The organism is Pauljensenia sp. C0170B4, from assembly GCF_056590235.1.
Window position 1 is genome coordinate 446,697 of record NZ_JBWPVS010000001.1, and the last position, 26,449, is coordinate 473,145.

The 26,449-nt window shown below is 58.0% G+C and carries 19 protein-coding genes, 1 tRNA gene and 1 riboswitch; of the genes, 15 read left to right on the forward strand and 5 right to left on the reverse strand.

Translation table 11 applies throughout. The features are described 5' to 3' along the window. Nucleotides 1-308: 308 nt before the first annotated feature. Both AC1EJ1_RS02000 and AC1EJ1_RS02005 read right to left on the reverse strand, forming a co-directional pair. Complete coding sequence (locus tag AC1EJ1_RS02000) at nt 309-872, reverse strand: NYN domain-containing protein (protein ID WP_058237253.1); 564 nt, start codon at nt 870-872, stop codon at nt 309-311. Between the two features lie 138 nt (nt 873-1,010). After that, nucleotides 1,011-1,727: a PspA/IM30 family protein gene (locus AC1EJ1_RS02005; RefSeq protein ID WP_070727629.1), complete on the reverse strand. Its 717-nt coding sequence runs from the start codon at nt 1,725-1,727 to the stop codon at nt 1,011-1,013. Nucleotides 1,728-1,866: 139 nt separating this feature from the next. Here AC1EJ1_RS02005 and AC1EJ1_RS02010 point away from each other — a divergent pair, with 139 nt between their 5' ends. Then, nucleotides 1,867-2,973 carry an alpha/beta fold hydrolase gene (locus tag AC1EJ1_RS02010; protein ID WP_480295266.1) on the forward strand — a complete coding sequence of 369 codons (1,107 nt, stop codon included), beginning with the start codon at nt 1,867-1,869 and terminating at the stop codon, nt 2,971-2,973. A gap of 101 nt (nt 2,974-3,074) precedes the next feature. Here AC1EJ1_RS02010 and AC1EJ1_RS02015 read toward each other — a convergent pair whose 3' ends face one another. After that, nucleotides 3,075-5,150: a hypothetical protein gene (locus AC1EJ1_RS02015; protein WP_480295267.1), complete on the reverse strand. Its 2,076-nt coding sequence runs from the start codon at nt 5,148-5,150 to the stop codon at nt 3,075-3,077. Nucleotides 5,151-5,421: 271 nt separating this feature from the next. Between AC1EJ1_RS02015 and AC1EJ1_RS02020 the strand changes: the two genes are divergently transcribed. The 4 genes from AC1EJ1_RS02020 to AC1EJ1_RS02035 all read left to right on the forward strand — a co-directional run bounded on the left by AC1EJ1_RS02020 (nt 5,422) and on the right by AC1EJ1_RS02035 (nt 9,550). Next, entirely contained in the window at nt 5,422-5,799 is a 378-nt protein-coding gene (locus AC1EJ1_RS02020) for a cold-shock protein (protein WP_058237249.1), read from the forward strand. After that, the gene (locus tag AC1EJ1_RS02025) at nt 5,792-6,604 is read left to right on the forward strand and encodes a DUF3027 domain-containing protein (protein WP_092648824.1); all 813 of its coding nucleotides are present in this window, start codon (nt 5,792-5,794) and stop codon (nt 6,602-6,604) included. The genes AC1EJ1_RS02020 and AC1EJ1_RS02025 overlap by 8 nt, the downstream gene beginning before the upstream one ends. A gap of 225 nt (nt 6,605-6,829) precedes the next feature. After that, nucleotides 6,830-8,203 carry an NCS2 family permease gene (locus AC1EJ1_RS02030; protein ID WP_257590441.1) on the forward strand — a complete coding sequence of 458 codons (1,374 nt, stop codon included), beginning with the start codon at nt 6,830-6,832 and terminating at the stop codon, nt 8,201-8,203. 30 nt (nt 8,204-8,233) lie between these two features. Continuing rightward, nucleotides 8,234-9,550 carry an MFS transporter gene (locus AC1EJ1_RS02035; protein ID WP_092648822.1) on the forward strand — a complete coding sequence of 439 codons (1,317 nt, stop codon included), beginning with the start codon at nt 8,234-8,236 and terminating at the stop codon, nt 9,548-9,550. A gap of 16 nt (nt 9,551-9,566) precedes the next feature. Here the strand turns inward: AC1EJ1_RS02035 and serC are convergent, their stop codons facing one another. Beyond that, nucleotides 9,567-10,724, reverse strand: coding sequence for a phosphoserine transaminase (gene serC, locus AC1EJ1_RS02040; protein ID WP_285014823.1), 1,158 nt, complete (start codon nt 10,722-10,724; stop codon nt 9,567-9,569). A 262-nt stretch (nt 10,725-10,986) separates the two neighbouring features. Between serC and AC1EJ1_RS02045 the strand changes: the two genes are divergently transcribed. The 10 genes from AC1EJ1_RS02045 (at nt 10,987) to AC1EJ1_RS02090 (ending at nt 25,995) form a co-directional block, all read left to right on the forward strand. Next, nucleotides 10,987-11,676 (forward strand): metal-dependent transcriptional regulator, encoded by a 690-nt coding sequence (locus AC1EJ1_RS02045; protein WP_092649147.1) that lies wholly within the window; start codon nt 10,987-10,989, stop codon nt 11,674-11,676. Between the two features lie 96 nt (nt 11,677-11,772). Further along, nucleotides 11,773-11,944, forward strand: a riboswitch (cyclic di-AMP (ydaO/yuaA leader). Nucleotides 11,945-12,054: 110 nt separating this feature from the next. Further along, nucleotides 12,055-12,723 (forward strand): C40 family peptidase, encoded by a 669-nt coding sequence (locus AC1EJ1_RS02050; protein ID WP_257590309.1) that lies wholly within the window; start codon nt 12,055-12,057, stop codon nt 12,721-12,723. A gap of 188 nt (nt 12,724-12,911) precedes the next feature. Continuing rightward, complete coding sequence (locus AC1EJ1_RS02055) at nt 12,912-13,841, forward strand: universal stress protein (protein ID WP_092648820.1); 930 nt, start codon at nt 12,912-12,914, stop codon at nt 13,839-13,841. 188 nt (nt 13,842-14,029) lie between these two features. After that, a tRNA-Arg gene (locus AC1EJ1_RS02060) sits at nt 14,030-14,102 on the forward strand. Nucleotides 14,103-14,614: 512 nt separating this feature from the next. Further along, nucleotides 14,615-15,943, forward strand: coding sequence for an ABC transporter substrate-binding protein (locus AC1EJ1_RS02065; RefSeq protein WP_285014818.1), 1,329 nt, complete (start codon nt 14,615-14,617; stop codon nt 15,941-15,943). Between the two features lie 129 nt (nt 15,944-16,072). Continuing rightward, nucleotides 16,073-17,014 (forward strand): carbohydrate ABC transporter permease, encoded by a 942-nt coding sequence (locus AC1EJ1_RS02070; RefSeq protein WP_092648818.1) that lies wholly within the window; start codon nt 16,073-16,075, stop codon nt 17,012-17,014. After that, nucleotides 17,011-17,928: a carbohydrate ABC transporter permease gene (locus tag AC1EJ1_RS02075; RefSeq protein ID WP_285014817.1), complete on the forward strand. Its 918-nt coding sequence runs from the start codon at nt 17,011-17,013 to the stop codon at nt 17,926-17,928. The genes AC1EJ1_RS02070 and AC1EJ1_RS02075 overlap by 4 nt, the downstream gene beginning before the upstream one ends. Nucleotides 17,929-18,131: 203 nt before the next feature. After that, nucleotides 18,132-21,149 (forward strand): beta-galactosidase, LacZ type, encoded by a 3,018-nt coding sequence (lacZ, locus tag AC1EJ1_RS02080; RefSeq protein WP_480295268.1) that lies wholly within the window; start codon nt 18,132-18,134, stop codon nt 21,147-21,149. A gap of 298 nt (nt 21,150-21,447) precedes the next feature. Continuing rightward, the gene (locus AC1EJ1_RS02085; RefSeq protein ID WP_480295269.1) at nt 21,448-25,782 is read left to right on the forward strand and encodes a prevent-host-death family protein; all 4,335 of its coding nucleotides are present in this window, start codon (nt 21,448-21,450) and stop codon (nt 25,780-25,782) included. A gap of 3 nt (nt 25,783-25,785) precedes the next feature. Next, nucleotides 25,786-25,995, forward strand: a complete 210-nt coding sequence (locus tag AC1EJ1_RS02090; protein WP_058237235.1) for a hypothetical protein — start codon at nt 25,786-25,788, stop codon at nt 25,993-25,995. Nucleotides 25,996-26,034: 39 nt separating this feature from the next. Here the strand turns inward: AC1EJ1_RS02090 and mscL are convergent, their stop codons facing one another. Next, complete coding sequence (gene mscL / locus AC1EJ1_RS02095; protein ID WP_058237234.1) at nt 26,035-26,448, reverse strand: large conductance mechanosensitive channel protein MscL; 414 nt, start codon at nt 26,446-26,448, stop codon at nt 26,035-26,037. Between the last annotated feature and the right edge of the window lies 1 nt (nt 26,449).

A 26,449-nucleotide genomic window follows, 5' to 3' on the forward strand; every position in this document is an offset into this window, starting at 1 on the left:
AGGAACGCGGCACAATGACGGGGCGTTAGATCTAGGGGATCGTGCAAAAAACAGGGAGAATCTAGGGGTATGTGCATGTGTGAGGGGTAGATCCAGGGGATCGTGTATGTGCGAAAGACAGATCTAGGGCATGGTGCACGAGGCTCGCGGTGAGCGGACAGCGGGCACTGCGAGCTATCTGATCTGGGACTCCTCACGCGGGTTTGGTCACTGAGAAAGCCGAGCCTGTAGCACAACCACGCCAGCATGCCATCGCGGCACGAGTGCATCGGAAAGGTGCTGCTTCCGAAAAGCGTTGAGGGAGGGGCTTACAGGAATGCGAAGGGGTCGAAAGCCTCCAGATCGATGATCTGAAGCCGAGGAAGCACCACCTGGAAAGCGTCGAGGTCATGCTCGAGGTCGAGCACCTCAAGTCCCTCGTCAACAAGCTCCTGGAGCTGGGCGGAAAGGAACTCCTTGAAGCACACGATCGCGACCTTGCGCCCCATTGACAGGAGCTCGCGGACCTGCGGGACAAAGTCTCCGTCATGGCTCGCCAGGATCACTGAGGCGCCATCGAGTTCTGCGATGGCTGACAGGGTTTTTTGAATGCCGACGTCGACAACCTTGACGGTGGGGGACTCGCACGCCAGAGGGATTGGTGTGTAATTCATGGCGGTCAGAGCCTGTATGAAACCCATCGGGAGGTGCCCATTGGAGCCGTTGAGGAAGAACAATCCTTTCGTTGGCTGACTCCATGTGTGGGTCGCTGCATCGAGAACGCGGTCCCAGCGGGGACGTTCCTCCGGATTAGGGCGGCGTTCCAGAACTGACATACCTAATGTTGCATCTATGTTTTCGCCATCGACGACTAAATATGTTATTTCATCCATGGATTACAGATTAGTCCCAGGCGTTTCAGAAAGGAAACGTGTTTTCATACTCAGTCTTTTAAAAGTTCAACATATAAAACGTCCCATCACAATAGAGGTGATGGGACGTTTGAAGAATCTCGGCGTGCACGCGGCGAACTACTCGTGCTTCTTCAATGCAGCCAGACGCTGCTCGATCTCAATCTGCGACGAATCGGTTTCCAGCTCTGCGAACTGGTCCTCAATGCTGGAGGATGCGACTTCCATCTTGCCCTGAGCGAGCGCCTCGGCGCGGCGGACGCGATCCTCGTAGCGTGACAATTCAGACGTCGGATCCAGCACGTTGATTGTGCCAAGCGCATCGTTGACCTTCGTCTGTGCTTCGGCGGTGCGCTGACGAGCGACCAGAGAATCGCGCTTCGACTTCAGCTCAGACAGCTTGTCCTTCATGACAGCCAGGCCGTCCTTGAGCTTGTTGACAACCTCGGTCTGCGAGGCGATCATCGGCTCAGCCTGCTTGGCTTCGTTCTCGAACTGGATCTGCTTGCCGATTGCGACTCGCGCGAGCTTGTCCCAGCGGTCGGCTTCCTCCTGGTTGCCAGCTTCGCGTTCCTGATCAGCCTTGTTCGAGGCAGCAGCCGCCTTCTGACCCCAGTCAGCAGCAAGCTTGGTGTCCTGCTCATGGTCGCGTTCGGCCAGACGCAGGTTTCCAACTGTTTGTGCGACAGCATTCTCAGCTTCCGCAATCGAGTTGGTGTAGTCGCGAATCAGCTGATCAAGCATCTTTTGGGGGTCTTCGGCACGATCCAGCAAAGCGTTAATGTTGGCTTTCGCCAGCTGTGCCATCCGTCCTAGAATTGTCTGCTTCTCTGCCATCGGGGCTCCTCCCGTATCTCATGGCGTGATTCGTCTCACGCTTCGATTCAATACTATAGATCTGTGGCATCCGCTGCCTGGTGACGACGACAACTCAGTTACTTTTCGGCTCTCAGCGATGCCATGGAAGGGGCAAGAAATGCTGAGCAGGCACACACGTGACTCTGACCAGGGCTCACCCATACCGAAGAACGATGCTCTTGACCGGGGTACACCTGACCAGGGTGCGCCCGCACCTGCGAACGGCGCTCCCAGCTGGGGCGCGCCCTCACCCACGGTTGGTGCACCTGAGCACTCAGATGAAGACAGCCAGCCGCTCGCGCGCATTGAAACCGGCAATCCCTCGGCCCCCACCACGATCTACCTGCTCCACGGCATCACGAGCTGCGCCGGTGCGATGGCCGACCTTCAGCTTCGCTTGGCGCATCCTTCGCGTCGCATTATCGCCTTGGATGCCAGGGGACACGGTTTATCGCCTCGCTGGAGTGACGATCAACTTGCGCGAGCAGGCGACCAGCTGATCGACGATGTTGTGAACGCGATCGAACGGGACCGGGCGTGCAGACGATCTCCCTCGCACCAGATCTTTCACCAAGCAGCGTCCCCCTCGGGCACAAATCGTGGGCCGCGAACAATCCTGATCGGGCATTCGATGGGAGCAGCGACGGCGGCGGCAGTCGCGCTGCGCAGACCGGACCTGGTGGACGCAGTCGTGGCTGAAGACCCCGCACGTTTTGGGACGCGCTCGCTGGAAGAACTTCATGAACGAGGGAAACTGCGCGCAGCTAAGATTCAAGAAACTGCGAATGACCTGGTCGGTGCACTGACGCGTGAGCTGGCGGCAGGGTCCGCGCCGAGCAGTGAGATTTTACCGGGTCTGTGGGCGAGCCAGCAGTGTGACCCGCGGCTTCTTCAGACGGGAGTCGTCGCGCCCGAAATCAAATGGGAAGAAGTCATGGCAGGACTGAAGGTGCCGACCCTGGTTGTCACTGGCGATGTTGTGGGTGAATCGCGGGTCGGGCTCGAGGGGATGGAGATCCTGCGCCAAATCGGCAACCGGTGTGTGGAATGCGTGATCGTGCACGGCGGAGTGCACAATGTGCGGCGCTCGCGGCCGCAGGGTTACTTTGATGCGGTCCTCCCGTTTATCGCGCGCATAGAGGCCAGTGGTAAGGGGGGAGGAAATCACTGGTCGACGCGAGTGGGCGGTGACGTGGCTGAAGGCCCGGCTGGCTCGAGCGAGTAAGTGAATCGCGCGCCAGGAAGGCTCCCTGCCAGCGAGCCGGTGTCGTCAGTGAACCGGAGGGGCCAGCGGCTGAAATCGCCGCCAAAGGCGCTGCCAAGACGTCAGCGGCTAAAGCCGCCGCCAAAGCTCCCACCAAAACCGCCGCGACTGAAGCCGCCGCCGAATCCTCCGCCGAGGCCGCTAGAGCCACGACGCGTGAAACTGCCACCGACAGAGCCACCCACACCGCCGCGACGCGTAAACTTTCCGCCACCGTAGCGTGAACCGGAACCGCCCCAGTAGCCTCCGCCGCGGTTAGAACCCAGGGTGGAGCCGAACAGGGTCCACAAGAAGGGATTGCTCAGCAACGAATCGGAATCGAAGAGATTATCCTGATTGCCACACTTACTCGCCTCGATGGCCTGATGCGCCGCCTGATAGGCAGTCTTGGACGCTTCCTCGGATTGAGCGGGGTCGGAGTCAACCAGCTCTTCAGCGCGCCGCAAGGCTTCTTCGGCACGGGCGAGAGCTGAGCGAGCATCCTCAGGCGAATAAGCGCCCGAGGAGCGCACAAATTGACGCGCACGCTCAACCCAAAGTCGTGCACTGGACAGCTGCTTGTGGGCACGCTCAATTGCGCGCTCGCTCTGCTCAGCCTGGGAGCGCAATGGATCCAACGCGGCGTCGAGTGCACTTTCTGCCAGATGCAGCGACTCCAGGGCTTCCAGCGGATCCGCCTGCTTCTTCAGCGCCAGCCTGCCCTTATCCACCGCCTCATGCGCATCGGCAAGCATCGGCGCAAAGGCCTCCTGGTCGGCACCCAACTTCGTCACGTCCGCAAGATCCGAGCTGATCGAGGCAATCGCGCGTGACAGATTGTCCGCAGCATGCGCCACATTTTCCTGCGCCTTCAAAATCGCGTCAACCTGCACCTGCGCAAGACCCAGCGCGCGCTCGGCAATATCGAGAAGCTGGTTGGCGCGCCCGCGGTCCGTATTCAACAGTCCGTGAGCCTCATCGGCAGAAGTGCGAGCCGATTCGATCAAGGTGCGCGCCTGCTCAGGGTTGTCGAGCAGCGAGGCGATCATCGTGTGCGAATATGCAGCCGTCAGGGTGCGCAATTCACCCTCGGCAACGCGAATATTGCCTTCGATCTGGTTGATGCGTTCGCGAACAGCGCGTTCACGCTCATCAGCGCTGGCCTCTTTCTCACGCATCACAGCGAACTCGTCGTGCTGTTGAGCGAGTGGCCCCATCGCTTCTTCGAGCGCCTGGAGGATAGTCAATGCGGCTTGTCGCTTCGTGCCCTCGTCATCTGATTCGAGCAGTTTCTGCTGATTCGCGAATTGAGCGTCTACAGTCTTGCGCGCGCGGCGGATCGCCTCGTCGTAGTCCTGAGTGCGGTTGCGACCAAACTGGGCGCGAGAATACGACAGCTCATCGGTGGCACTGCGAACAGTTTCGTCAGCGGCGAGCAGGCGTTGACCCGCCAGCGATACCAGCTCCTCGGTGCTCATATCCGCATACTGACCACGCGCACCCTGCTGCCCCTGCTGCCTCTGCTGCGGCCTGTTGCGGCGCCTGAGCCAATACAGGGCAATGAACAGCACGGGAAAACCCGCGATCACCACCGCGATCGCCCAGAACGAGGTGCCCGACCCGGACTGCGACGGCGAGCCTGACGAGGAATCTGACGGTGACAGTGCACCCGACCTGGTCAAGGCATCAGCAACCGCGGTACTTGCGGCGACGAACTCATCGCTCGTAATGGCCCCACTGCCCTGATTGATGACGTCAGTTGCCGCGTCGAATGCTGCAGACAGGTTTGAGTTGGCTTCGGAATGCCCGCACATGCCCTGAAGCTGGTCATCCAAGGCCAGCACGTACAGGCTCGCTTTGTCCTGCCCGGTCGCGTCGATGAAATTGTCGAGGGCGTCCTCACACCAGTCTTCAGGAGAAAGTGAATCAAATGAGGAGATAGCGGCAAAAAGCACCGGGTGGCCGTCGCTCTGCGCCGCAGATGCACGTTCTTGCAGGGTGGAGTGCTGATCTGGCGAGAGCATCGAAGACGGATCCACCACCCACGATCCTGACTCAAAATCCAGCTCATCGGGAGATACTGCCCACGAAGGTGAGGCAATCACGCAAGCGGCAATCAACCCGATCGCCAGCATCCATGCTCGTTTCAACGTCTTCATCGCTGCTCCTCACGGGTTGCCGCTTCATCAGAATGTCGGCATAATTCTTTCTCTTGATAGCCTACTGTTTTCGACGTTTCTTCGATAGATTTATGAGGGTGTCCGTCGGTCGCCTCGCTGCGCGGCTGGCGAAAAACAGCCTGGAGAATCGCCCGGGACAGGTTCCCGGCTTATCATAGACAGGACACATGCGCGCCACCGCGGCGCGCACACCGACCCCGAAGGGCGGCACAGCTGCCCTGAGGGACTCTACTTTAAAAGGAGCGCGATCGTGCCGACCGGCAAAGTGAAGTTCTTCGATGCTGACCGTGGCTTCGGCTTCATTGGTGGAGACGATGGAGTTGAGGTTTTCCTCCATGCCTCTGCGCTGCCACCCGAGACACCTACGCTCAAATCAGGAACCCGCGTTGAGTACTCGGTTGCTGACGGACGTAAAGGGCCCCAGGCTCTTTCCGTGCGCGTCATTAAGGAAGCTCACTCCATCGCAAAAGCGCACCGTCGCCGTCCCCAAGCCATGGTTCCCGTTGTTGAGGACCTCATCAAACTGCTCGATGACGCGTCGAACTCACTTCGACGTGGCCACTACCCAGAAAATGCGCGACAGGTAGCCAAAATGCTGCAAGCTGTCGCAGAGGATTTCGATGCCTGAAAAGACAACGCGACCCAGGAGTCGCAAGAAAGACGTCGTGCTGGAAGGCGCGGTTGAGATTGCGCGCCAAGCCGCTGAAGACGTCGCACGCCCCGGCACAGTTGGTGAACACGTCGGCATCCGCGTTGACGGTGACCGCTTGCTCACCCATCTGTTCGACAACCTCGATCCCGGTTACCGCGGGTGGACATGGGCAGTGACAGTTGCCCGCGTTCCGCGTGGACGCAAAGCAACGATCTGCGAAGTCGACCTTATCCCCGGTGACGACTCGCTGCTTGCACCGCCGTGGGTGCCGTGGGCTGAGCGTCTGACTCCCGACGACCTTTCACGCTCAGATGTCCTGCCGTATCGCGCAGATGATGAGCGCCTCGATCAGTCCTACGAGGACGCCGGGGAGAATCCAGACCTGCCGACGACGCGTGAACTTGGCCTGGGCCGTGCGCGCGTCCTTTCAACCGAGGGCCGTCGCAGTGCCAGTGAACGCTGGTACCACTCTCAGCAGGGTCCGGCACGAGGCCGCCTGGCGAAAAATCCGTGTTCGACCTGTGGATTCCTGGTGAAGCTGCCAGGGGAGTTCCGCACAGTATTTGGTGTGTGTGCCAATGAGTGGGCTCAGGACGATGGAAAGGTTGTCAGCCTCGACCATGCGTGTGGTGCACACTCGGAAACCGATACACCGAATCGGAAAACTCAGTGGCCTGTGCGCCCATCTCACGTCAACGATTTTGGAGTGGAAACGGTCGAGCTGGGGCAGGCGAACCAGGCAGGTCTCCCTCGTCAATTTGTGCCCGTGACGAGGCCTTAAGGTGCCTGACGAGGTGGCGCGGCGTTATATCGGTCTCTTTCAGCGCTACCCAGCTTGAAAAAGTCATGTCGAGCGGGGCACCATTTTCAGGTGAGCTCCAAAAATTCCAAGCAGCGCAACAATGCGCGCAATCACAGTGTAAAGAATCAGAAAAACGCCGCAGCTCAGTCACAGCGTTCTGCAAGCAGCGGTGTTGCACAAAACGGTCTCGATCGTTTCTTCCACATCACTGAACGTGGTTCCACGGTGGGCCGGGAAATCCGCGGCGGCTTCGTCACCTTCTTCTCGATGGCCTACATCCTGGTGATTAACCCGATCATCTTGTCGTCAGCTCTTCCTGAGAACATCTCGACCCAGGCAGTCGCCGCCGGCACCGCGCTTGTCGCAGGCATCATGACCGTCCTGATGGGTGTCGTCGCCAACTACCCGTTGGGCCTGGCAGCAGGCATGGGGTTGAACGCTATGGTGGCATTCACCCTGGTCGGCGCATCAGGTCTGACCTTCCAGGAAGCAATGGGCCTGATCGTGTGGGAAGGTATCCTCATCACGATCCTGGTGCTGACAGGCTTCAGGGAAGCGGTCTTCAAGGCGGTTCCGCGCCAGTTGAAGACCGCTATTTCTGTGGGCATCGGTCTGTTCATCGCTTTTGTCGGTCTGCTGAACGCCGGCATCATCCGTCCGGGCGGAACACCCGTCCAGCTCGGTGTTGACGGCTCCCTCGACGGGTGGCCCGCAGTAATCTTCGTCTTTGGCCTGTTCCTGACGATCATCCTGTACGTGCGCAAGGTGCGTGGCGCCATCCTGATCGGCATCCTCTCATCGACCGTTCTGGCCATCATCATCCAGGCGTTCGTGAAGATCGGGCAGAAGTCCGACGAAAACCCGACCGGCTGGGGACAGTCAGTTCCTGAAATCGATGGCGCACCGGTGGCTTTTCCTCAGTTCTCCTCCCTCTTCCAGGTCGACATGTTCGGCGCATTCGGCAAGCTGGGACCCCTCGCAGTGATTCTGCTGGTCTTCTCGCTGATGCTGGCTGACTTCTTCGACACGATGGGAACGATGGTGGCCGTGGGCGCCGAGGGTGACCTGCTGGACGAAAAGGGCAACCCGCCGCGATCCAAGCAGATTCTGCTCATCGACTCCGTTTCAGCAATGGCTGGCGGTATGGGTGGCGTCTCCTCGAACACGTCCTTCATCGAATCAGCGGCCGGCGTGGGCGAAGGCGCACGAACTGGTCTAGCATCGGTAGTGACGGGATGTCTGTTCCTCGTCTCGACCTTCCTTGCACCGATCGTCAACCTGGTGCCGACCGAGGCTGCCTCAACGGCTCTGGTCTTCGTCGGGTTCCTCATGATGGTGCAGGTCACCGACATGGAGTGGCACAAGCCCGAAATAGCGATTCCGGCATTCTTGACGATTGCCTTCATGCCGTTCGCCTACTCGATTTCGGTAGGTATCGGCGTTGGATTCATCGCTTACACAGCCATTCAAATAGCGATCGGCAAAGCACGCAGGATTCACCCGCTCATGTGGGTCGTGTCGATTCTGTTCGTGGCCTACTTCGCCTTGGGCCCGATTCAGCGCGCACTGCTTGGCTGAACGCTCAACCTTTAAGGAGTAGTTCGTCAGGTGTCCCGGACCTTCCACTCGCTGCGCTATACCAACTTCCGCTACTGGTTCATCGGCAACATCATTGCCTCGACCGGTACGTGGATGCAGCGTGTGGCTCAGGACTGGCTGGTTCTCACCGTCCTGACGGATAACGAAGGGTTCCAGGTCGGCGTGGTGACAGCACTGCAGTTCATACCACTGCTGGTGCTGTCACCATGGGCCGGTGTCCTGGCAGACCGCCTCAACCGCAGACACCTCATTCAGGCCATGCAGGTCTTGACTGCGGCTCTCGGGCTGATCCTGGGTGCCCTCGTGCTGACGGGCACCGCCCAACTGTGGCACGTCTACGTGCTGGCCCTGATCGGTGGAATCGGATCGACCCTCGATTCACCTGCCCGCCAGGCATTCGTGTCCGAACTTGTTCCCGCTGAATCACTGCCGAACGCAGTGGGACTGAATTCAACTGCTTTCAACTCGGCCCGCCTCATCGGACCGGCACTATCTGGCCTGGTCATTGATTGGGTGGGTCCGGGCTGGGTCTTCATCATCAACGGTGCGTTGTTTGCGGCGCCTGTGATTGCGCTGGCACTGATGCGCACAGATGAGTTGAACGCTCAGCGCCACGTCAAGCGCGAGAAGGGTCAGATCCGCGAAGGTCTCGCCTACGTGCGCTCGCGCCCAGACATCATCCTGATCCTCATCGTCGTGTCCGTGGTGTCAGCCCTTGGCATGAACTTCCAGATGACCTCCGCCATGATGGCCACAGAGGTCTACCACCGTCAGGCCGGCGACTACGGAATTCTTGGTTCCTTCATGGCGATCGGAGCGCTGACCGGCGCCCTTATCGCAGCACGTCGACGCGTACCGCGCCTTCGCCTGATTGTTCTGGCTGCAGCAGCATTCGGACTGGTTGAAATCATTCTGGGACTTGCACCCAACTACTGGTCGTTCGCTCTCATTTCGATTCCGACTGGCCTGGCGATGCTCACCATGATTACCGCGGCCAATGCCGCCATCCAGATCTCCACTGCTGAGGAGATGCGCGGACGGGTCATGGCACTGTACTCGATGATCTTCATGGGATCCACTCCGCTGGGAGCCCCGCTGATCGGCTGGATAGGGCAGCAGTTCGGTGCCCGCTGGTCAATCCTGATCGGAGGAATCTTCTCCCTCCTGATCGCTATTGCAGCCGGCGTGTGGGCGATTATCCACTGGGAAATCCGCGTCCGACTGCACTGGTCATTCCACCCGCTCGAAGCGGTCGGCCCTGTTGAACGCGCCAGGGCCGTTCAGGATGCGGCCGAGGCCACCCGACGCGCATCCGAAGGTGGATAGCGACCTGGTTCAGGCGCTAGGCGAGGGTATTGTCGATCACCCAGTCCACGCACTGTGTGAGTGCGCGAACGTCCCGGCTTTCCACCGAGGGGAATGTACCGATGCGCAGCTGATTGCGCCCGAGCTTACGGTACGGTTCGACATCGACAACCCCGTTGGCACGCAGAATCCGGCATACGCGCGCCGCATCGACGGTGTCGTCACAGTCCACCGTGACAACAACGGGGGAGCGCCACTGAGCATTGGAGACGAACGGCGTCAGGTGCGAGTGCGCATCCGCCCACTGGTACAGCACGTCCGAAGATTCGAGGCAGCGAGCTTCCATCACCTGCAGGCCGCCACCGGCCAGCATCCACTGAATCTGCTGATCCAGCATGATGAGCGTGGCGATGGCAGGAGTATTCAGCGTCTGATCCTTGCTCGAATTCCTGCATGCGATTGACAGATCCAGGATCTGCGGCATCCAGCGTGCATCATCGCCGTGCAACCTTTCGGCGCGCTCCTGAGCCGCAGGGGAGAGCAGCGCGACCCACAGGCCTCCGTCGGAGCCAAAACACTTCTGAGGGCTGAAATAGTAGACGTCCACATTGTTCAGATCGACGCGTACACCACCGGCGATCGACGTGGCGTCCACAACGGTCAGACAGTCATCAACGTTGACCCGATACAGCGGGCTGAGAGCACCAGTGGAAGTCTCGTGATGCGGGTATGCCGCAACGTCGATCGGTTCCCCTGAATCATGGACGACGGCACCCTCGTCAATGAGTGTGGCCACCGTGCCAGGCTCACTTTTCACAATCAGGGGTGCGGCAAGGTGGGGCGCGCGGGCGGCCTCGTCAGCAAACTTTGAGCCAAACTCGCCGAAAACGGCGTGGGCGCTGCGCCTGCGAATCAGTGAGGTTGTAGCGACGGCCCAAAATGTTGTGGATCCACCATTGCCGAGGGCGACCTCCCACCCTTCGGGCAGGGAGAACAGATCGCGTAGCCCACTGCGGATCGATGCCACTATGGAGCGGACAGGCTGCCGACGGTGAGACGTTCCCATGATGAGTGGACGCATCAACGCGTCGAGCTGCTGGGTGCGAATCTTCGACGGGCCGCAACCGAACCGGCCATCGTGAGGCAAGAGCGTGTCAGGAATGCGAGGGCACTGAGCGTCCAACTGATCTGTCATAGCCCCCAAGGTAGTCCCTTTTCAGGCTCGAGGGTGCCAGCCTTGGCGGGGTGGACACTCGTGCCGTCGTAGCATCTGCGCTGCATGCGCACCGCCGCGAATAAGGCAACGCCCGCCTTCCGAATACGAGCGTTTACAGCGGCCGGCAGGCACCTTGACTTTTCGGCGTTCTGCAGCTATCTGCGGCGTTTTTCACTGTTCGACACTAAAGTCATTAACGTTGTGGCTAATACCACGTCACGAAATGGGGATGGAGGACACAGTGGGAGAGCTCATCGACACGACGGAGATGTACCTCAAGGCCATCTTTGAATTGGAAGAAGATGGGGTCACACCTCTGCGTGCCCGGATCGTCGACCGGCTCGGTCACTCCGGCCCTACTGTTTCACAGACGGTGTCGCGCATGGAGCGCGATGGTTTGCTGCACGTGTTGGGGGATCGACGCCTTGAACTGACGCGAGACGGATGGTACCGGGCCCGGGAAGTGATGCGCAAGCATCGTCTCGCTGAGCGCCTCCTCCTCGACATCATCGGTCTGGGGTGGGCGGACGTCCACGAGGAAGCATGCCGATGGGAACACGTGATGTCCGAACAGGTCGAAGCGCGCCTGGTCAAACTGTTAGGTGTCCCACAGACGGATCCGTATGGCAACCCTCTTCCGGGTATTGAGATTGACCGTCCGGAAGTGTCCGTGGAGGTTGCGCTCAGAGAATCGGAACGTGTTGTAGCTCCCATTGCACGCATTGGTGAACCCATCCAGGCAGAGGTTGATGTGCTGGCACGCTTCGAAGAACTCGGCCTGTTTCCCACGGTCATGGCGGTTGCCGTGGCTGATGAGAAGACGGGAGATGTCCTGATTCGGGCGCTCAGCGACGAGGGTGAGGACGCTCATTTCCTTCGGCTGGATGTGGCTTTCGTCCCGCATCTGTTCTTTGCGATGGAACGCAAGTAGGGGTGCTGCAAATAATTGCGTACATCACCGTTATCATTGCGTGACATTTGAGGGGTAGACGCGCTAATGTATCTCTTGGTTGCGACGCATCCACCCACACACCATCCGCTTAAGCCAAACAATGGTGAGCGTGGGAAGCACCTGTTTGGCGCGGGGGACCCAAAACCTGACGTGATCGCCTGGCGATCTTGGGGTGAAGTCCCAAAGTGGACCGGACACTCCAGTCCGAACCCGACAGCTGACCTCGTAAGCGAATAAGTGGAGATTTTAAAAGAAGTGAAACGAACGAAAACCGTTCTGCGGCATCGCAAGGCATGCCGCCCTTTGACACCCTTGACACCGATTACTGATGCCGTGTCGTCGGTTACCCTTCAGCCCGTGCGTGGGACAGCTTTTGTTTCCGTGACGGGTCTTGCTTTGACCGCTGCTGTTGTCGGCACCGCTCAGGCAACCCCGGAAGGTGCTGACGCGCCTTCCACTCACGTCAAAGGCATTACTGCTGGCACTGAAAAAGCAGCACCGACCCTGAGCGTTCCGAACATCGCTTGGAAAGCATCTGACCTGATCGGTGACGAAGCTGCAGTCACGGCAGCAGCCTCTGAAGAGGCAGCGCCAGCTACTGAAGAAGCTGACGGGATGGAGGCCGCCAACCGCGATGAGGCGCGCGCGGAACTTACCGACGGTGAGCAGGCTCCGATCGCAGTGAACGCTGCTTCTGGCGATATCGTTTCGATCGCCATGTCTCTGCTGGGTGTGCCCTACGTCTACGGTGGTTCCTCACCGGCTGGATTCGACTGCTCGGGCTTCACACAGTACGTCTACGGCCTGGCGGGCATTTCCATTCCCCGCACCTCCGGAGCGCAGGGAGCGGCCGGCGTGTCGGTTCCTGCATCGGAAGCTCAGCCTGGTGACCTCGTGTGGCACGCATACGGCCACGTCGGCATCTACGCCGGAAACGGAATGGTTATCGAAGCCACCACACCTGGATCCGTTACCAAGGTCCAGGGTCTGTGGGGAAGCTACGAGTTCATCCGCGTCGCTCACTGACCTCAGCAAGGCGGCAGGGCTCCTTGGATGCGGGCTCTGACCTGATTGTCACGCGTGGGTCTCACCGTAAGGTGAGGCCCACGTTTTCATGCGAGCAGGAATCGTTTTACGCCGTTTCGATCTCTATTCGCCCCACAAAGGCCAACTTCAAGGCACAATGGTGGTAACACTTCATGAAGGAGGACAATATGGGGTCCAAGGAAGTTATCCTCGTCGGAACGGATGGTTCCACTGAGTCTCTGGCTGCTGTGAAGTGGGCGAGTGACCGCGCGGTTCGAACGGGTGCGCGAGTCCATGTGATCTGTACCTATGCGCTTGCCTCGTATTCTGCGGCCGCCCTCGACGGCGGGTACGCCATGCTGGACGACGAAGCTCTCAAGCGTGGGGCACAAACTGTCGTCGATGAAGCTGTCGAACATGCGAAGAAGCAGGGAGACATCCACGTTTCCAGTTCGATTGAGCCGGGGGATCCTGCAGGCGTCCTGGTTGACATGTCCAAAGAAGTGGACATGATCGTTGTCGGGTCGCGCGGCGGTGGCGGGTTTGCCGATCGACTGCTGGGAACAGTTTCCAGCGCCTTGCCGGCTCACGCGAAGTGCCCTGTGGTTGTCGTGCCGCGCCATACCAGCGGCAAGTCGTTCACCCCTGTGGAGCGAATCGTGGTCGGCAGTGATGGCTCCGAGGTTGCCTCTGCCGCCTTGAAGCGCTCCATTGATGAAGCTGAAGCGTGGGATGCTGAACTGACGGCAATTTCGGCGGTACCGATCGCGCAGGGCAACTCGATGATGGCGTGGATGCCGACGTCAATTGACCGCGAAGCGCTGCTGGCCGACGTGCGTCAGGGACTGAACATGGCGATTGATTCTGCGCTGGCTGGCCGTGACATCCATGTGGCGCGTCACGCGTTGGACGGATCGCCCGCGTCGCTTCTCATCGAGTTCTCAACAGCCGTTGACTTAGTGGTTGTGGGAACACGTGGGCGCGGTGGGTTTGCAGGGGTCTTGCTGGGATCGACTTCTCAGACGGTTCTGGGCCATTCAACCTGCCCGGTCATGATCGTCCCCTCTGAACGCACAGATGACTCACCCGCGCCGCAAGGCACTTGGGAGCGCCGCTAGTCAGTTCGGAGCGGCGCACGGTACCTAGCGTGCCGCTGGTCAGTTCCGAGCGTCTCAATACAGATGACGGTAGTGCGCTAGCCAGTGCTGAGCGCGGCAAGGTAGCTGAGACGACCTAAGTCGCATGCGGCCGCGATGTGGCGAACCAAAACGAGGGTGATACTCTATTCCTTGCGCCTTGGCGCACTGCCCTCGTAGCTCAGGGGATAGAGCACCGCTCTCCTAAAGCGGGTGTCGGACGTTCGAATCGTCTCGGGGGCACAAAATGCTCTGGGAATTTTCTGCCACGGAGGCGACCTTAGCTTTGGGGCGTGAGCTTGTTGCTGGGGACATTTCGTAGTGCTTCGTCCCCTGCTCTTTTAAGCGCCCACGGCCAGAGTTGTGCAGAAAATGTGGAGCGCGTAGCGCGTGCTCCTTGGATTGGCGCCTGTTCTGCTACGGGTACTTTCTCACTGTTGTGAGGTCACTCTTGATTATGAACAAGATGGTGAACAGAAGAGTTGCGGCTGAAGCCAGCTGTGTGAAGTGAAATAGTGTTGATGCATGCGGTTACAAAGGGCTAGGGGTTTGCAAGCCTGATCCTTACGCCAAGAGTTTAGACCATTCGGTCAATTTGGTTTATGAAGGCACGTGAGCTAGCATTCTTTTAGCAGTAGAACTCAAAATCGATTCATTAAGGTCACGCAGTAGTGGCTTATTGACTTAAATCTTCGCTGAGTTCTCCGGCTGGTAACGCTACCAAATAGATACGTAGATAGGGAGGATCCTACAGAATGCGTGTATCGAGAAGTTTTTCTGTGCCAGTGTCGCTTTTGACAGTTGGTGCCTTTGCTTTGACAGCATGTTCCTCGCAAGGCAATTCGGGTGAACAGTCTGCTAGTGCCGAGTCCTCGAATGGGGGAGCTGTTGAGCTCACCTACGTTCACCGCCTGCCTGACGGGGAAGGTATGGTCAAGGTTGCAGACATCGTCGCAGAATGGAATAAGGAACATCCCGACATTAAGGTCGACTCGGTCAAGTTTGACGGCAAGGCAGATGAACTGATCAAGAAGCTTGAGACAGATGTGAAAGCCGATAATGCTCCATGTCTTGCTCAAGTTGGATACAGTGAACTGGCTGAAGTGTATGTAAAAGGACTTGTTCAAGACGTTTCTGCTGAAGCAGAAAAATACAAGGATGGATACGCATCAGGTGCATTCGATGCAATGTCAATTGACGGCAAGTACTTTGGAATTCCGCAAGATACCGGTCCTCTCGTTTACTTCTACAACAAGGCGGAATTTGACAAGTTAGGAATTGCGCCTCCTACGGATCTGAACGAATTCCATGAGGCTGCTGCCAAGGCGGCAGCCGCTGGTAAGTACATCGTCAACCTGCCTCCGGATGAGGCTGGCAGCATCCTGCCTGCACTTTCTGCCGCTGCTGGTAATCCTTGGTACGAGATCGACGGATCAAAATGGGTCATCAATGCTGATGGGCCTGGTGCCGTCAAGGTAACCGATTTTTGGCAGACGATGCTTGACGAGAAACTCACATCTACGCTCCCGCGTTGGGATGACTCATTCAAAGCCGCTCTGAACTCCAAGGAAATAATTGGAACAATCGGAGCTGCTTGGGATGCAGCTCTTTTGCAAGGCGACATGACCGGCTCAGAAAACGAGGGTGAGTGGGCCGTAACCCAGCTTCCTGACTTTGGTAACGGCCAGGTAACTGGACCTAATGGTGGTTCTGGCGTAGCGGTGTTGAAGGGATGCCAGTATCCAGCAGAAGCGATGCAGTTCAACGATTGGTTTAATCAGCAAACCGCCTCCTTGGCTAGCCAGGGATTGGTTGTCGCGTCATCTAAAGAAACTCCTGATACCCCGGAGCAAATGAAGGCTTTCTACGGAGGCCAGGACGTGATGAGTGAATTGCTTCAGGCCAATAACAACATGGCTTCGAACGTTTTGACAATTCCCGGATATTCCTCTGTAATGCCGAAGATCAATCAAGCGGCCAGCGATCTGATTGCAGGCAAGCTCAAGGCTAAAGACCTGCTTGATGTTGCCACGACCGAGTCGAAAGCAACCTTGCAGAATCTTGGGCTTGAGGTAGCTGAGTAGGTGAAGTTTCATACCACGGCTTGGAGAGCCTAGAAACAGGCTCTCCAAGCCAATCTTTACCGCTAAGGCTGGAGAAAAAAGGCTGGAGTCCATTAAGAGCAGCTTAGGAAATAGGAGGCAAGAACTCTGATGCTCAAGGGTGAGAAGTCGGCTACTCAAAAGATTCGAAAATACAGAGCTGCAGATACTAAGACGGGCTGGAAGTTCCTTGGTCCGTTTATGTTGGGCTACACGCTAATCTTCCTGCTCCCAATATGTGTTGCTATTTACTACAGTTTCTTTCAGCAGATGACGTCCGGTGGCAGTGCTTTTGGTGGCGGAGAGCTGAAGAATGTTTTTGTAGGTTTCGGTAACTACGCGTACGTTCTTACGAGTGCAGGGTTTTGGCATGGCGTTTTGCGTGTTGGAATCTACACCTTGTTCCAAGTTCCCATCATGATCGGCGCTGCTCTATTCTTGGCGCTCCTGCTGGATTCATTTTTGGTTAGGCATGTGGCGATCTATCGCCTCGGGTATTTTCTGCCATATGCGATTCCAGGTGTGGTGGCTGCGATGATATGGATGTATCTGTACACGCCAGAGGTCTCGCCGATTGTGCGCGCTTTTTCTTATTTGGGTGTGAACGTAGATTTCTTCTCAAAGAATATTATCCTCGCGTCGATGGCAAATATGACGACGTGGACTTTCACGGGCTATAACATGCTCATTTTCCTCGCGGCCTTGCAAGCAATTCCGCGGGAACTATATGAAGCAGGTAGAATCGACGGAGCGAGCGGCTTCCAAATTGCAGTCAAGATTAAGGTCCCAATGGTTCGCGGAGCAGCACTGCTGACTGTTCTTCTATCGATTGTAGGAACAATCCAGCTCTTTAATGAACCTACTGTTATGGCAACGAGTCAGACTTGGATACCAAAAGACTTCACCCCGATGATGATGGCTTATAACACGATGATGGGAACGATGACTCCTTCGGGTGACGGTCCGGCATCGGCGACTGCTGTGGTTATGGCTTTGATTGCAGGTGTTCTTGCAGTGACGTATGCCTTGGTTGAGCGGAGGATAAACAAGTGATTTCTTCAAGTCGTGTTGAAAAGAGACGCAACGTCGAAGTTAAGGCTTCGATTCCGAGAGCTTTAGCTCCCAAGCCGTTGTCGCGAATCCTGACGTTAGTTCTACTAACGCTCGTTTTGATCTACTTCCTTTTCCCAATCTACTGGGTCATCATCTCTTCAACTAAGACGAATGGCGAGCTCGTATCAAGTAATGGGTTGTGGTTTGCGACAGACCTGCAAAATCTGCCCAACGCGATCGTTGCCAGTTACAGCCGACTGATGGAGTGGACCCAAGGATATTTTTGGCGTTGGATTCTCAATTCGCTTATATACTCGATCGTCTCAGCGGCCTTGGGAACTTTACTGTCAGCGATGGCAGGATATGCGCTTGCGAAGTTCTCTTTTCCGGGCAAACGCATTTCGTTCGGAATTATCATGGCAGGCCTTTTGATGCCCGCGACCCTGCTGACGATACCGATGTACATCATGTTTCTACGCCTAGGCATCACGAATACGATGTTGGCGATTATCATTCCGTCAATAGTGTCACCTTTTGGTGTCTTCCTCGCGCGTGTCTATTCCGCTTCATCGGTTCCGACTGAGCTTATTGAGGCTGCTCGAATCGACGGCGCCTCCGAGACTCGAATCTTTTTCGATATCGTCATGCGTCTCTTAGCTCCTGCACTCGTCACCATATTCTTGTTTATCTTCGTAGCGACATGGAATAACTTCCTGCTGCCTTTGATTATGGTGTCTAGTCCTGAGATCAAGCCCGTAACTTTGGGTTTGTACGGCATGATGAGTTATTTCAATCCGGAAAAGGGCGCGGTCATGATGGGGGCGCTCCTAGGTGTTATTCCGCTTATCGTTATCTTTATTGGCCTGCAGCGCTATTGGCAAGCAGGTTTGGCCTCAGGGGCCGTCAAGGGGTAAACCTCAGCGTATAGGTCCTTGCGTGGGGACGAGATCACGCTCGTCCACGAAGGTGAGCGAGGAGTTCACTTGAGATCACATCCGGTTACGTAACCATATAAGCTTGAACACATATAAACGTCCCACACAACGCACACGTGGGTGGATTGGGCTCGTGCATGCTCGGCATGTAGCTCCAAAGGAAGGAACAAGAGGAGCTTTTCGTGATTGATATTTCCGCAAAGATCAACAACCCGCAGTCTTTCGCTGAAAATCGGATGCCTGCTCACTCAGACCACCGATGGTTCAACAGTGCGCGCAGCGCTGCCCTCGGCAATTCTGAATACGAGCAAAGCCTGAACGGACTGTGGAAAATCCACTATGCAAAAAACCTAGCGGCAACTGTGCCGGGCTTCGAAGCCGTTGGATTCGACTGCTCAACGTGGGATGACATCCCAGTCCCCGCGCACATTCAGATGCACGGATACGACAATCCGCAATACGTGAACGTACAGTATCCGTGGGATGGTCAGGAGGATGTCGATGAAGGCCGCGCTCCCGAGCGTTTCAATCCCGTCGCTTCCTACGTGCGTACCTTCACCCTTGACCGGCCGCTCGAAGAAGGGGAGCGAATTTCCGTCTCCTTCAAGGGCGCTGAAAGTGCACTGGTTGTGTGGCTGAACGGCACATACATCGGATACGCCACCGACACCTTCACGCCCAGTGAATTCGACATTACCGACGCGCTGGTCGAGGGGAGCAACAAGCTCGCAGTACAGGTCATCAAATGGTGCGCCGCCTCATGGATTGAAGACCAGGACTTCTATCGATTCTCCGGCCTGTTCCGCGACGTCGTGCTCTACCGGCGGCCCGCTGTCCACCTCGAAGACCTGTGTGTAAGCGCCGAGCTGACTGACGATTACTCACGTGCCATCGTGCGCGTCAAACCAGTCGTCATTGGCGAGGGTGACCTGACCGTGGCGCTGGACGACGTGGGGGAGCTCAATCGCTCCGACGACGGCACTTACGAGATCACCATTGAGCAGCCGCACCTGTGGAGCCACGAAGATCCGTACCTGTATGACCTCACGCTGGAGTTGCGTGACAACGATGGGCAACTGCGTGAAGTGATCCCTCAGACCGTGGGCATTCGACGCTTCGCCATCGAAGACGGCGTGATGAAACTCAACGGCAAACGCGTGATCTTTACTGGAGTGAACCGGCACGAATTCGGCCTTGATGGTCGCGTGATGAGCCGCGAGCAAACTGAACGCGACATCATCATGCTCAAGCAGGCCAACATCAACGCGATCCGCACCAGCCACTACCCGAACAACTCGTTCCTGTATGAACTGTGTGACCGCTACGGACTGATGGTCATCGACGAAATGAACCTTGAAGCGCACGGCGTGTGGGACAGGATGTTGCTGCGCGGTGAACCGATCGATCACACCTTGCCGGGTAATCGTGAAGAGTGGCGAGGCGCACTGTTGGACCGCGCAGCGTCAATGCTGATGCGCGACCGCAATCATGCCAGCATTGTAATCTGGTCATGCGGCAATGAGTCCTACGGCGGTTCGATGATCGCAGCGGTGGCCGACTATTTCCGCGAACACGACTCGCGGGTCGTACATTACGAAGGTGTCGTTCACGACAACCGCTACCCGAACTCCACTGACATCCACTCAGAGATGTACACACCGGCCGCAACAGTCGAAGAATTCTTGGCTCAGCACCGCGACAAGCCGATGATCCTCTGCGAGTTTGCGCACGCCATGGGCAACTCGTTCGGCGCCGTTGACAAGTACCTTGACCTAGCGCGCCGCGAGGAACTTTTCCAGGGCGGATTCATCTGGGACTTCGCTGACCAGGCAATCGCCATGCGCGACAAATACAACCGCCCGTTCTTCGGATACGGCGGGGACAACGGCGAGGCGCCAACGGACTACGAATTCTGCGGCAACGGCATCTACTTCGCTGATCACACGCCTACCCCGAAGATTCAGGAAGTCAGCTATCTGTTCCAGGATTTCGACATCACAGTTGAGCGTGCGAAAGTGACAATTGAAAACCGCTGCATGTTCACGAACTCCGATGCGTTCATATGCGTGGTAAGCCTGGAACATGAAGGTGCCACGCTGGCTCAGGGGGCCCTCAACACTCATGTTGAACCGGGAGAAAATGCCACCTACGACCTGCCGTTCAGCCTGCCTGAAGAAGCAGGCGAATACGTCATCAACGTGGAAATGCGCCTGCGTGAGGACACCGAATGGGCCGAGCGTGGACACGTCGTCGCCTACGGGCAGGGAGTCTTCGCTGTAGAAGGAGCTGCGGCTCCGGCTACGGGCATTCCTGCACCTCGAGTAGTGGAAGGCGTGCGCAATATCGGTGTGCACGGCGAACATTTCTCCGCTCTGTTCACCTCGGCGCGTGGACTGACGTCCTACCGGTACGGCATGACAAGCGAGGGCGGGCGCGAACTGCTCCACAGCACAGTGCGCCCGAACTTCTGGCATGCGCCCACCTCGAATGAAAACGGGTGGAACATGCAGCGCGAATGCGCTCCCTGGCTCATTGCCTCACGGTATGCAAGACCGGTCGACGAGGAAGCGAAGGTGGAAACAGACGCCACATCGGCAACAATCACGTTCCGCTACGACCTGCTGACCACTCCGGGTGCCATGCTCACCGTGGCGTACAGGGTTGACGGAAACGGTCGTATCACGGTCACGATGACGACAACGCCTGACGCGAAGCTGCCGTCGATGCCTGAATATGGTGCACTGTTTGAACTGTCGGACCGTCTGACCCACATGCGCTGGTACGGCGAAGGGCCTGAGGAGTGCTACGTGGACCGTCGTCAGGGGGCGCGCCTGGGTGTCTACGACCTGGAAGTGGCCGACGCGTTGACCCCGTACCTGCGTCCGCAGGAAGCAGGCTCACGCACGGGCGTGCGCTGGGCGGAATTGATCGACGAGGATGGCTGGGGCATCCGTTTCGAGGCTGACGAGCCGATGGAGTTCTCCGCTTTGCCGTGGACCCCGTTTGAGATCGAAAACGCTGCCCATCCCAACGAGTTGCCCGCCCCGATCAAGACTGTGGCCCGACCGGCGCTGATGCGTCGCGGCGTGGCCGGCGATGATACGTGGGGTGCTCGCACCCACCCTGAATATGAGCTGCCGCGAGGTGAGAAACTCCAGTTCACCTTCAGTTTCTGTGGCGTTGTGAACGCCTCGTACTGAACGGCTGCATCAACCGGCTTGAATAAACCGTGACCTGATGACCTGTGGTGTCTGCCCTCGGTACGCACCACAGGTCATCAGTCATATCGAACAGGTTTGAGATTCAAGACACACTCATTGCCGCGACTAAGGACATCAATCTCGGACAAGCGGAGTAGACCCTCACATGAGACTTACCGTCCGTGCGATTCCTGCCAGCTGGCCAGCTCCGGAATGCGTCGGCGTCATCCTCGTGGCAATTGGGGGCATACCGCGGCGCTTCCACAAAAGCGTGGCCATTAGCAATTAGCTTAGGAGAGTGGTTCCGAGTATCTTCTCCCGTTCAAATTCGGCTTCGTCCCGCCCTCGCCGGCGCTCCGAAGCCGCGGACGACGTGCGCGCCCAACACACGCCGATCGCCGACGAGCTGACAGACGTATTGGCGCAATGGCGTCAGGATCTATCCACACTCACGGTGAATGAACCCACCGTTGCAGGAACCAACGAAGCAGCCCCACGCCTTGCGCTCGGACAGGCCCACCCCGGAGGTCTGGCGCAACTGTACGCAGAGCACCCCACGCGCTTGTCGAACCTCGTACGGGAAAAAAGCGCGTACGAGCGGGCACGCGAAAAAACGTTGACGGTGATACGACGCGCGCGCCAGCTGGCTGCGACGCACGGAATCGGCCCCATCCACCTGGCGATCGGACAGGCATCGTGGACAGATGCGGGGGTACGGCGAGGCTCCCCGGCATTGCTGCGACCAGTCACTGTTGAAGAAACTGATGACGGCGATATCGTCATTTCCCTGCGTGAGGGAGCATCGATTGGACCTAGCCTGTCGCAGGCATTTGAATCAGCTCATCTCAACGTGGACCCGCACGCGATCCTGGATGACGCAACGTCGCTGCACGGGTTTTCACCCACCCGTGCACTGGCGCAGCTACGCGACATCGGTGCCAGTCTGGAGCGCTTTGACCTGAGGGAAGGCCTGGTTCTCGGCATCTTTGAGCATCCGGCAAGTGTGCTGCTGCGCGAGTTTGACCACCAGCAGGACCTGGTGAACCACCCGATTATTCGAGCGCTGGCAGGCGATGAAGAAGCGGTCAGAGAAATCGGCCAGGAACTGCCTCGCGCGAACCCCGCGGATCGTGACCCGTGGGATGAAAAAGGCATCGGTGACCTGGCTCCTGCCCAGCAGGACATCGTCGAGGCAGTTGCTGACGGCGCATCCCTCATGATCGATATTCCGCACGGTGCGGACGATACCGCCGTGATTGCTGCCATCATGACAGATGCTGCGTCACGAGGGCGTTCCACCATGCATATTGCAGGATCCCCGTCGCGCACCACGCGAGTGGAAACGTATCTTGACCAGCACGGAGTCAGTGAAATCTCCGTGCGCGTCGATGGCAGTGCGCAGTCGGCGCAGATTGTGCGTGAGCGCCTCGAATTCGCCATGGCCGACACGTCCGATGTGATCACCGATCCCACGCAGATCGAAGCGGTGCGGACGCGACTGCGTCGCGTCCGGGAGGCCCTGTCATCACATACGACCTACCTCCATAAGCCGTTCGACCGTTTCGGCGTATCCGCCTACGATGCCCTACAGGTGTTGACAGATCTGACCAGCATGCACCCTGCTCCACGCACCCGCGTCAGGCTGCGCGAGGATGTCCTGCTAGACATTGCGCAGGATCAGGGACAGCGCGCCCGCACGCTGCTGCACCGAGCCAGCGGCCTGAATCTGTTCTCATCATTCACGCAGCGTGGCGCGTGGCGCGGAGCGGTCATCAACGCAGCCGAACAGGTTCCCGATGTCTTGAAACGAGTCAGGAGGCTCGCCACCGAATCCCTGCCTGAGATGCGAGTGCAGATGGGCACGGTTGCCGGCGAAACGGGGCTTGTCCCTGCCACCAGCCTGACTCAGTGGGAAGCTCAGCTTCAAATGCTCGAAGGCGTGCGCGATGTCCTCGACGTGTTCGAGCCGGCCATTTTTGAACGCAGCGCAGCCGATATGGTGATTGCAACCGCGTCGAAGCAATGGCGTCGCTCGCACGGCATCTCCATGAAACATTCGCAGCGTCAGCGCCTGATCCGACAGGCACGCGATTATGTGCGGCCCGGACGTCACGTTGAAGACCTTCACCGTGAACTTCTGCTCGTGCAGGAGCGCCGTGATGTGTGGCGACAGCATTGTGATTCCGACGGTTGGCCCACACTGCCGCAACGCATGGATGAGATCATTGAGCTGGCCGCATCAGTGCGTGCTGACCTGAACCGTCTGGCGCCGATTCTTGGCACCTCTCACCCTGACCTTGCCCGTATGAATATGACCGATCTGGGCAGACTGCTCGATCGTCTGGCAGCAGATCCGGATGGTGCTCGCGAACTTCCGCAACGTGTCGCTGTTCTGAAGGAACTGGCTCAGATCGGACTGGATGACCTCGTCGCTGACCTCCGTAAACGTAGTGTCGTCGATGAGATGCTGGATAGTGAACTCGATCTGGCGTGGTGGGCATCCGTTCTTGGACTGATGCTGGCACAAGAACCCAAACTCGGCGGGTTCGACCCGACAAAACTTGAAGACCTCATTGTTGAAGGTCGCCGGCTGGACGAAGAACAAATCGAATCGCTGGCTCCGATTGCGCTCCAGCGTGCACGCCGATTGCGCCAGCAGGCTCTTGCCACGCGACCTGAACAGCACGCCGACTTGGTTGCCTCATTGAAAGCTGGTGCCAGCGGGACTGACCTCTTCGCGCGACACCTCCTGTCCTCGCACCTCATTCCGCTGGTGTTGACCGTCCCGACTCTGGTACCGCTCCTTGTGCCGCATGGACACCGCATTGACCTCGTTGTGCTCGATGATGTCGATAGCCTGCCGTTGGCAGAACTTATTCCCATCATCGCGCGTGCGCGACAGATCGTGGTGATCGCCGACCTGTCGACCAGCGGCACCGCTTCCGAGCAGTCGGATTTCAGCAAACCGCAGGGAGCCGTGAGCGCGCTCGCTCAGATTTTGCCTCACACGCGTTTGAGCGTGCTGCCGGGTCATCTCAATGACCGTGTTGCCAAATTGGTGAGCCAATACGATTCAGCTCAAATGGGTATCCCGGTTCCCTGGAGCACGACCAGTTCACCGATCAAGGCGATCTGGCCCGATGGCTCAGGTATGCCTGCACCGGGTGTAGCTGCAGTCGAGTCGTCGGCCGCCGAAGTCCACGCAGTTGTCGAGCAGGTCATTTGCCACGCACTCGAGCACCCCGACCGCTCCCTTGCTGTGATCGCGCTCAATGAACGGCATGCCACACGTATCCGCGCAGCCCTCGAACGGGAAGTGGCATCGTCTCCGGGGCTGACATCATTCTTTGATCCTGATGCTCTTGAACCTTTCGTCGTGGTGAGCCCCGAAGACGCGCGTGGCCTGAGTCGGGATCACATTATGCTCACGGTGGGCTACGCGAAGACACCACACGGTCGCGTCCTGCACGATTTTGGCCAGATCAGCGCTGCGTCGGGCCTGCCCGTCCTTATTGATGTGCTGCGCACGGTGCGTTCGGAACTGACCGTATTCTCGTCAATTCGTCCCGAAGAATTTGATCGCTCACGTGTCACGTCCGAGGGAGCCCACTTGCTGCTCGATCTGTTGGAAGTAGCTGAAGGGGCAGAAGAGGACGAAAGAGATGCAACATGGCCGACCCTGCAGGATGCCCCCGATCCGCTGCTGATCGACTTGGCTGAGCGGCTGTATTCACTTGGTCTGGAAGTGGTACCGAACGTGGGTGTGCCCGGAGGAATGCGTATTCCGCTGGCAATCGGTCATCCCGAAGTACCTGGTCGCCTGCTCGTCGCAGTGCTCACTGATGATGATGCATATGTCAACGAGCCTTCACTGCGGGTGCGCGATCGGATCTGGCCTAAACTCCTGGAGGCCCAGGGATGGAAAGTACGAACCGAACTGTCCATGGCAGTCTTCATTGATCCCGAACGCGAAACTGACGCGATTGTGCAGCTCGTCCTTGATGCAGTTGATGAGGCCAACGGGCCGGCAGCGCATATCACGGTGCCCGACATCATTGATATCGACGAGGCAGGCTCCGATGACGCGCCTGGTCTGGATCGCTCACTGAACGCTGACGCCTCGTCCGAGCCAGTTAACGGTTCTTCAGAGTCTGATCGCGGTGCCCATTCCGGCGCGCCCGGCGCAGATGGTCAAACCGGCAGCATCACTGATGATGAGGATGCTGGTGGTACGCGCGTCGAGAGCGGGACGGAAGGCTCCGAAGGTGCGCGAGCACTGGACTCGCCATCACCGGCAATGAGCAGTGAGGATCGGGCTCGTGCCCGAGCTGACGAAATCGAGCTGGGACTGACCGCAGAGATTTCCCGAATCGATCTTGAAGCGGCGAAGGAATCGGCGGATGCTGACAAGCGTGGACCGCGACCAGCTATCGCCAAAGGCCTTCCTCTGGCCGCCTACGGTGATGATCAGCTCGATGAGCTGGCACACTGGGTGCGCGCTGATGGTGAGGAACGCACGGAAGACGAGCTGATTGATGAACTGCGTTTCGCTGTGGGGCTAACCCGTCGTGGAGCGCAAACCGATGCAGTGTTGCGTAACGTTGTCAGGCGTACCCAGCCAACTCAGGAATAGGCGATGGCAGAGCACTCCAGACGTCGGCGCGTCATACGCATCAGCCCGACTGATCAGCGGCTGATCGATGACGGCGTGGCACCCTCGTGGGACGAGAAAGTAACCTCACGTGACCGTGAACGCGAAGGAGCCCAGCGTCATAATGATCATGAAAATGACGCCAGGCTCCTTGACAATGTCCCGCCGCATTGGCAGGTGCGATCCGATTCCTAGGTGATGGCCATCAGGCCGCCACCAGGGTCAGAAGCGAGGTTAGCGTACGGATGGCGTTGAGCCATTTGTGGAGAGCAGGTCGCGGATTTCGACAAGCAGTTTTGCTTCATCGGTCAAAGCGGGCTCTTCGGCTTCATTCTGTTCGGTCTTCTTCTGACGACGCTCTGCCAGCTTATTCATGGGCATCACGATGCAGAAGTAGATGGCGAATGCGATGAGCAGGAAGTTGACAAGGGCAGTCAGAACGAGTCCTGGCTTGATCTCGGACGTGCCGATGGTGAACTTGAGGACGTCGTCAAAGTTCGGCTGGCCAAAGATGGCGCCAATCAGCGGATTGATCACGCCATCAACGAGGGCGGTCACAATCTGTGAAAACGCGGCGCCGATAATGACACCAACTGCCAGGTCGACGACGTTGCCTCTGGAAATGAATTCCTTGAATCCCTGGATCATG

Coding starts and splice junctions, on each gene's coding strand:
- AC1EJ1_RS02000 (WP_058237253.1), bottom strand. CDS start 872: ATGGATGAAATAACATATTTAGTCGTCGATGGCGAAAACATAGATGCA.
- AC1EJ1_RS02005 (WP_070727629.1), bottom strand. CDS start 1,727: ATGGCAGAGAAGCAGACAATTCTAGGACGGATGGCACAGCTGGCGAAA.
- AC1EJ1_RS02010 (WP_480295266.1), top strand. CDS start 1,867: ATGCTGAGCAGGCACACACGTGACTCTGACCAGGGCTCACCCATACCG.
- AC1EJ1_RS02015 (WP_480295267.1), bottom strand. CDS start 5,150: ATGAAGACGTTGAAACGAGCATGGATGCTGGCGATCGGGTTGATTGCC.
- AC1EJ1_RS02025 (WP_092648824.1), top strand. CDS start 5,792: ATGCCTGAAAAGACAACGCGACCCAGGAGTCGCAAGAAAGACGTCGTG.
- serC (WP_285014823.1), bottom strand. CDS start 10,724: ATGACAGATCAGTTGGACGCTCAGTGCCCTCGCATTCCTGACACGCTC.
- AC1EJ1_RS02055 (WP_092648820.1), top strand. CDS start 12,912: ATGGGGTCCAAGGAAGTTATCCTCGTCGGAACGGATGGTTCCACTGAG.
- AC1EJ1_RS02065 (WP_285014818.1), top strand. CDS start 14,615: ATGCGTGTATCGAGAAGTTTTTCTGTGCCAGTGTCGCTTTTGACAGTT.
- AC1EJ1_RS02070 (WP_092648818.1), top strand. CDS start 16,073: ATGCTCAAGGGTGAGAAGTCGGCTACTCAAAAGATTCGAAAATACAGA.
- AC1EJ1_RS02090 (WP_058237235.1), top strand. CDS start 25,786: ATGGCAGAGCACTCCAGACGTCGGCGCGTCATACGCATCAGCCCGACT.
- mscL (WP_058237234.1), bottom strand. CDS start 26,448: ATGATCCAGGGATTCAAGGAATTCATTTCCAGAGGCAACGTCGTCGAC.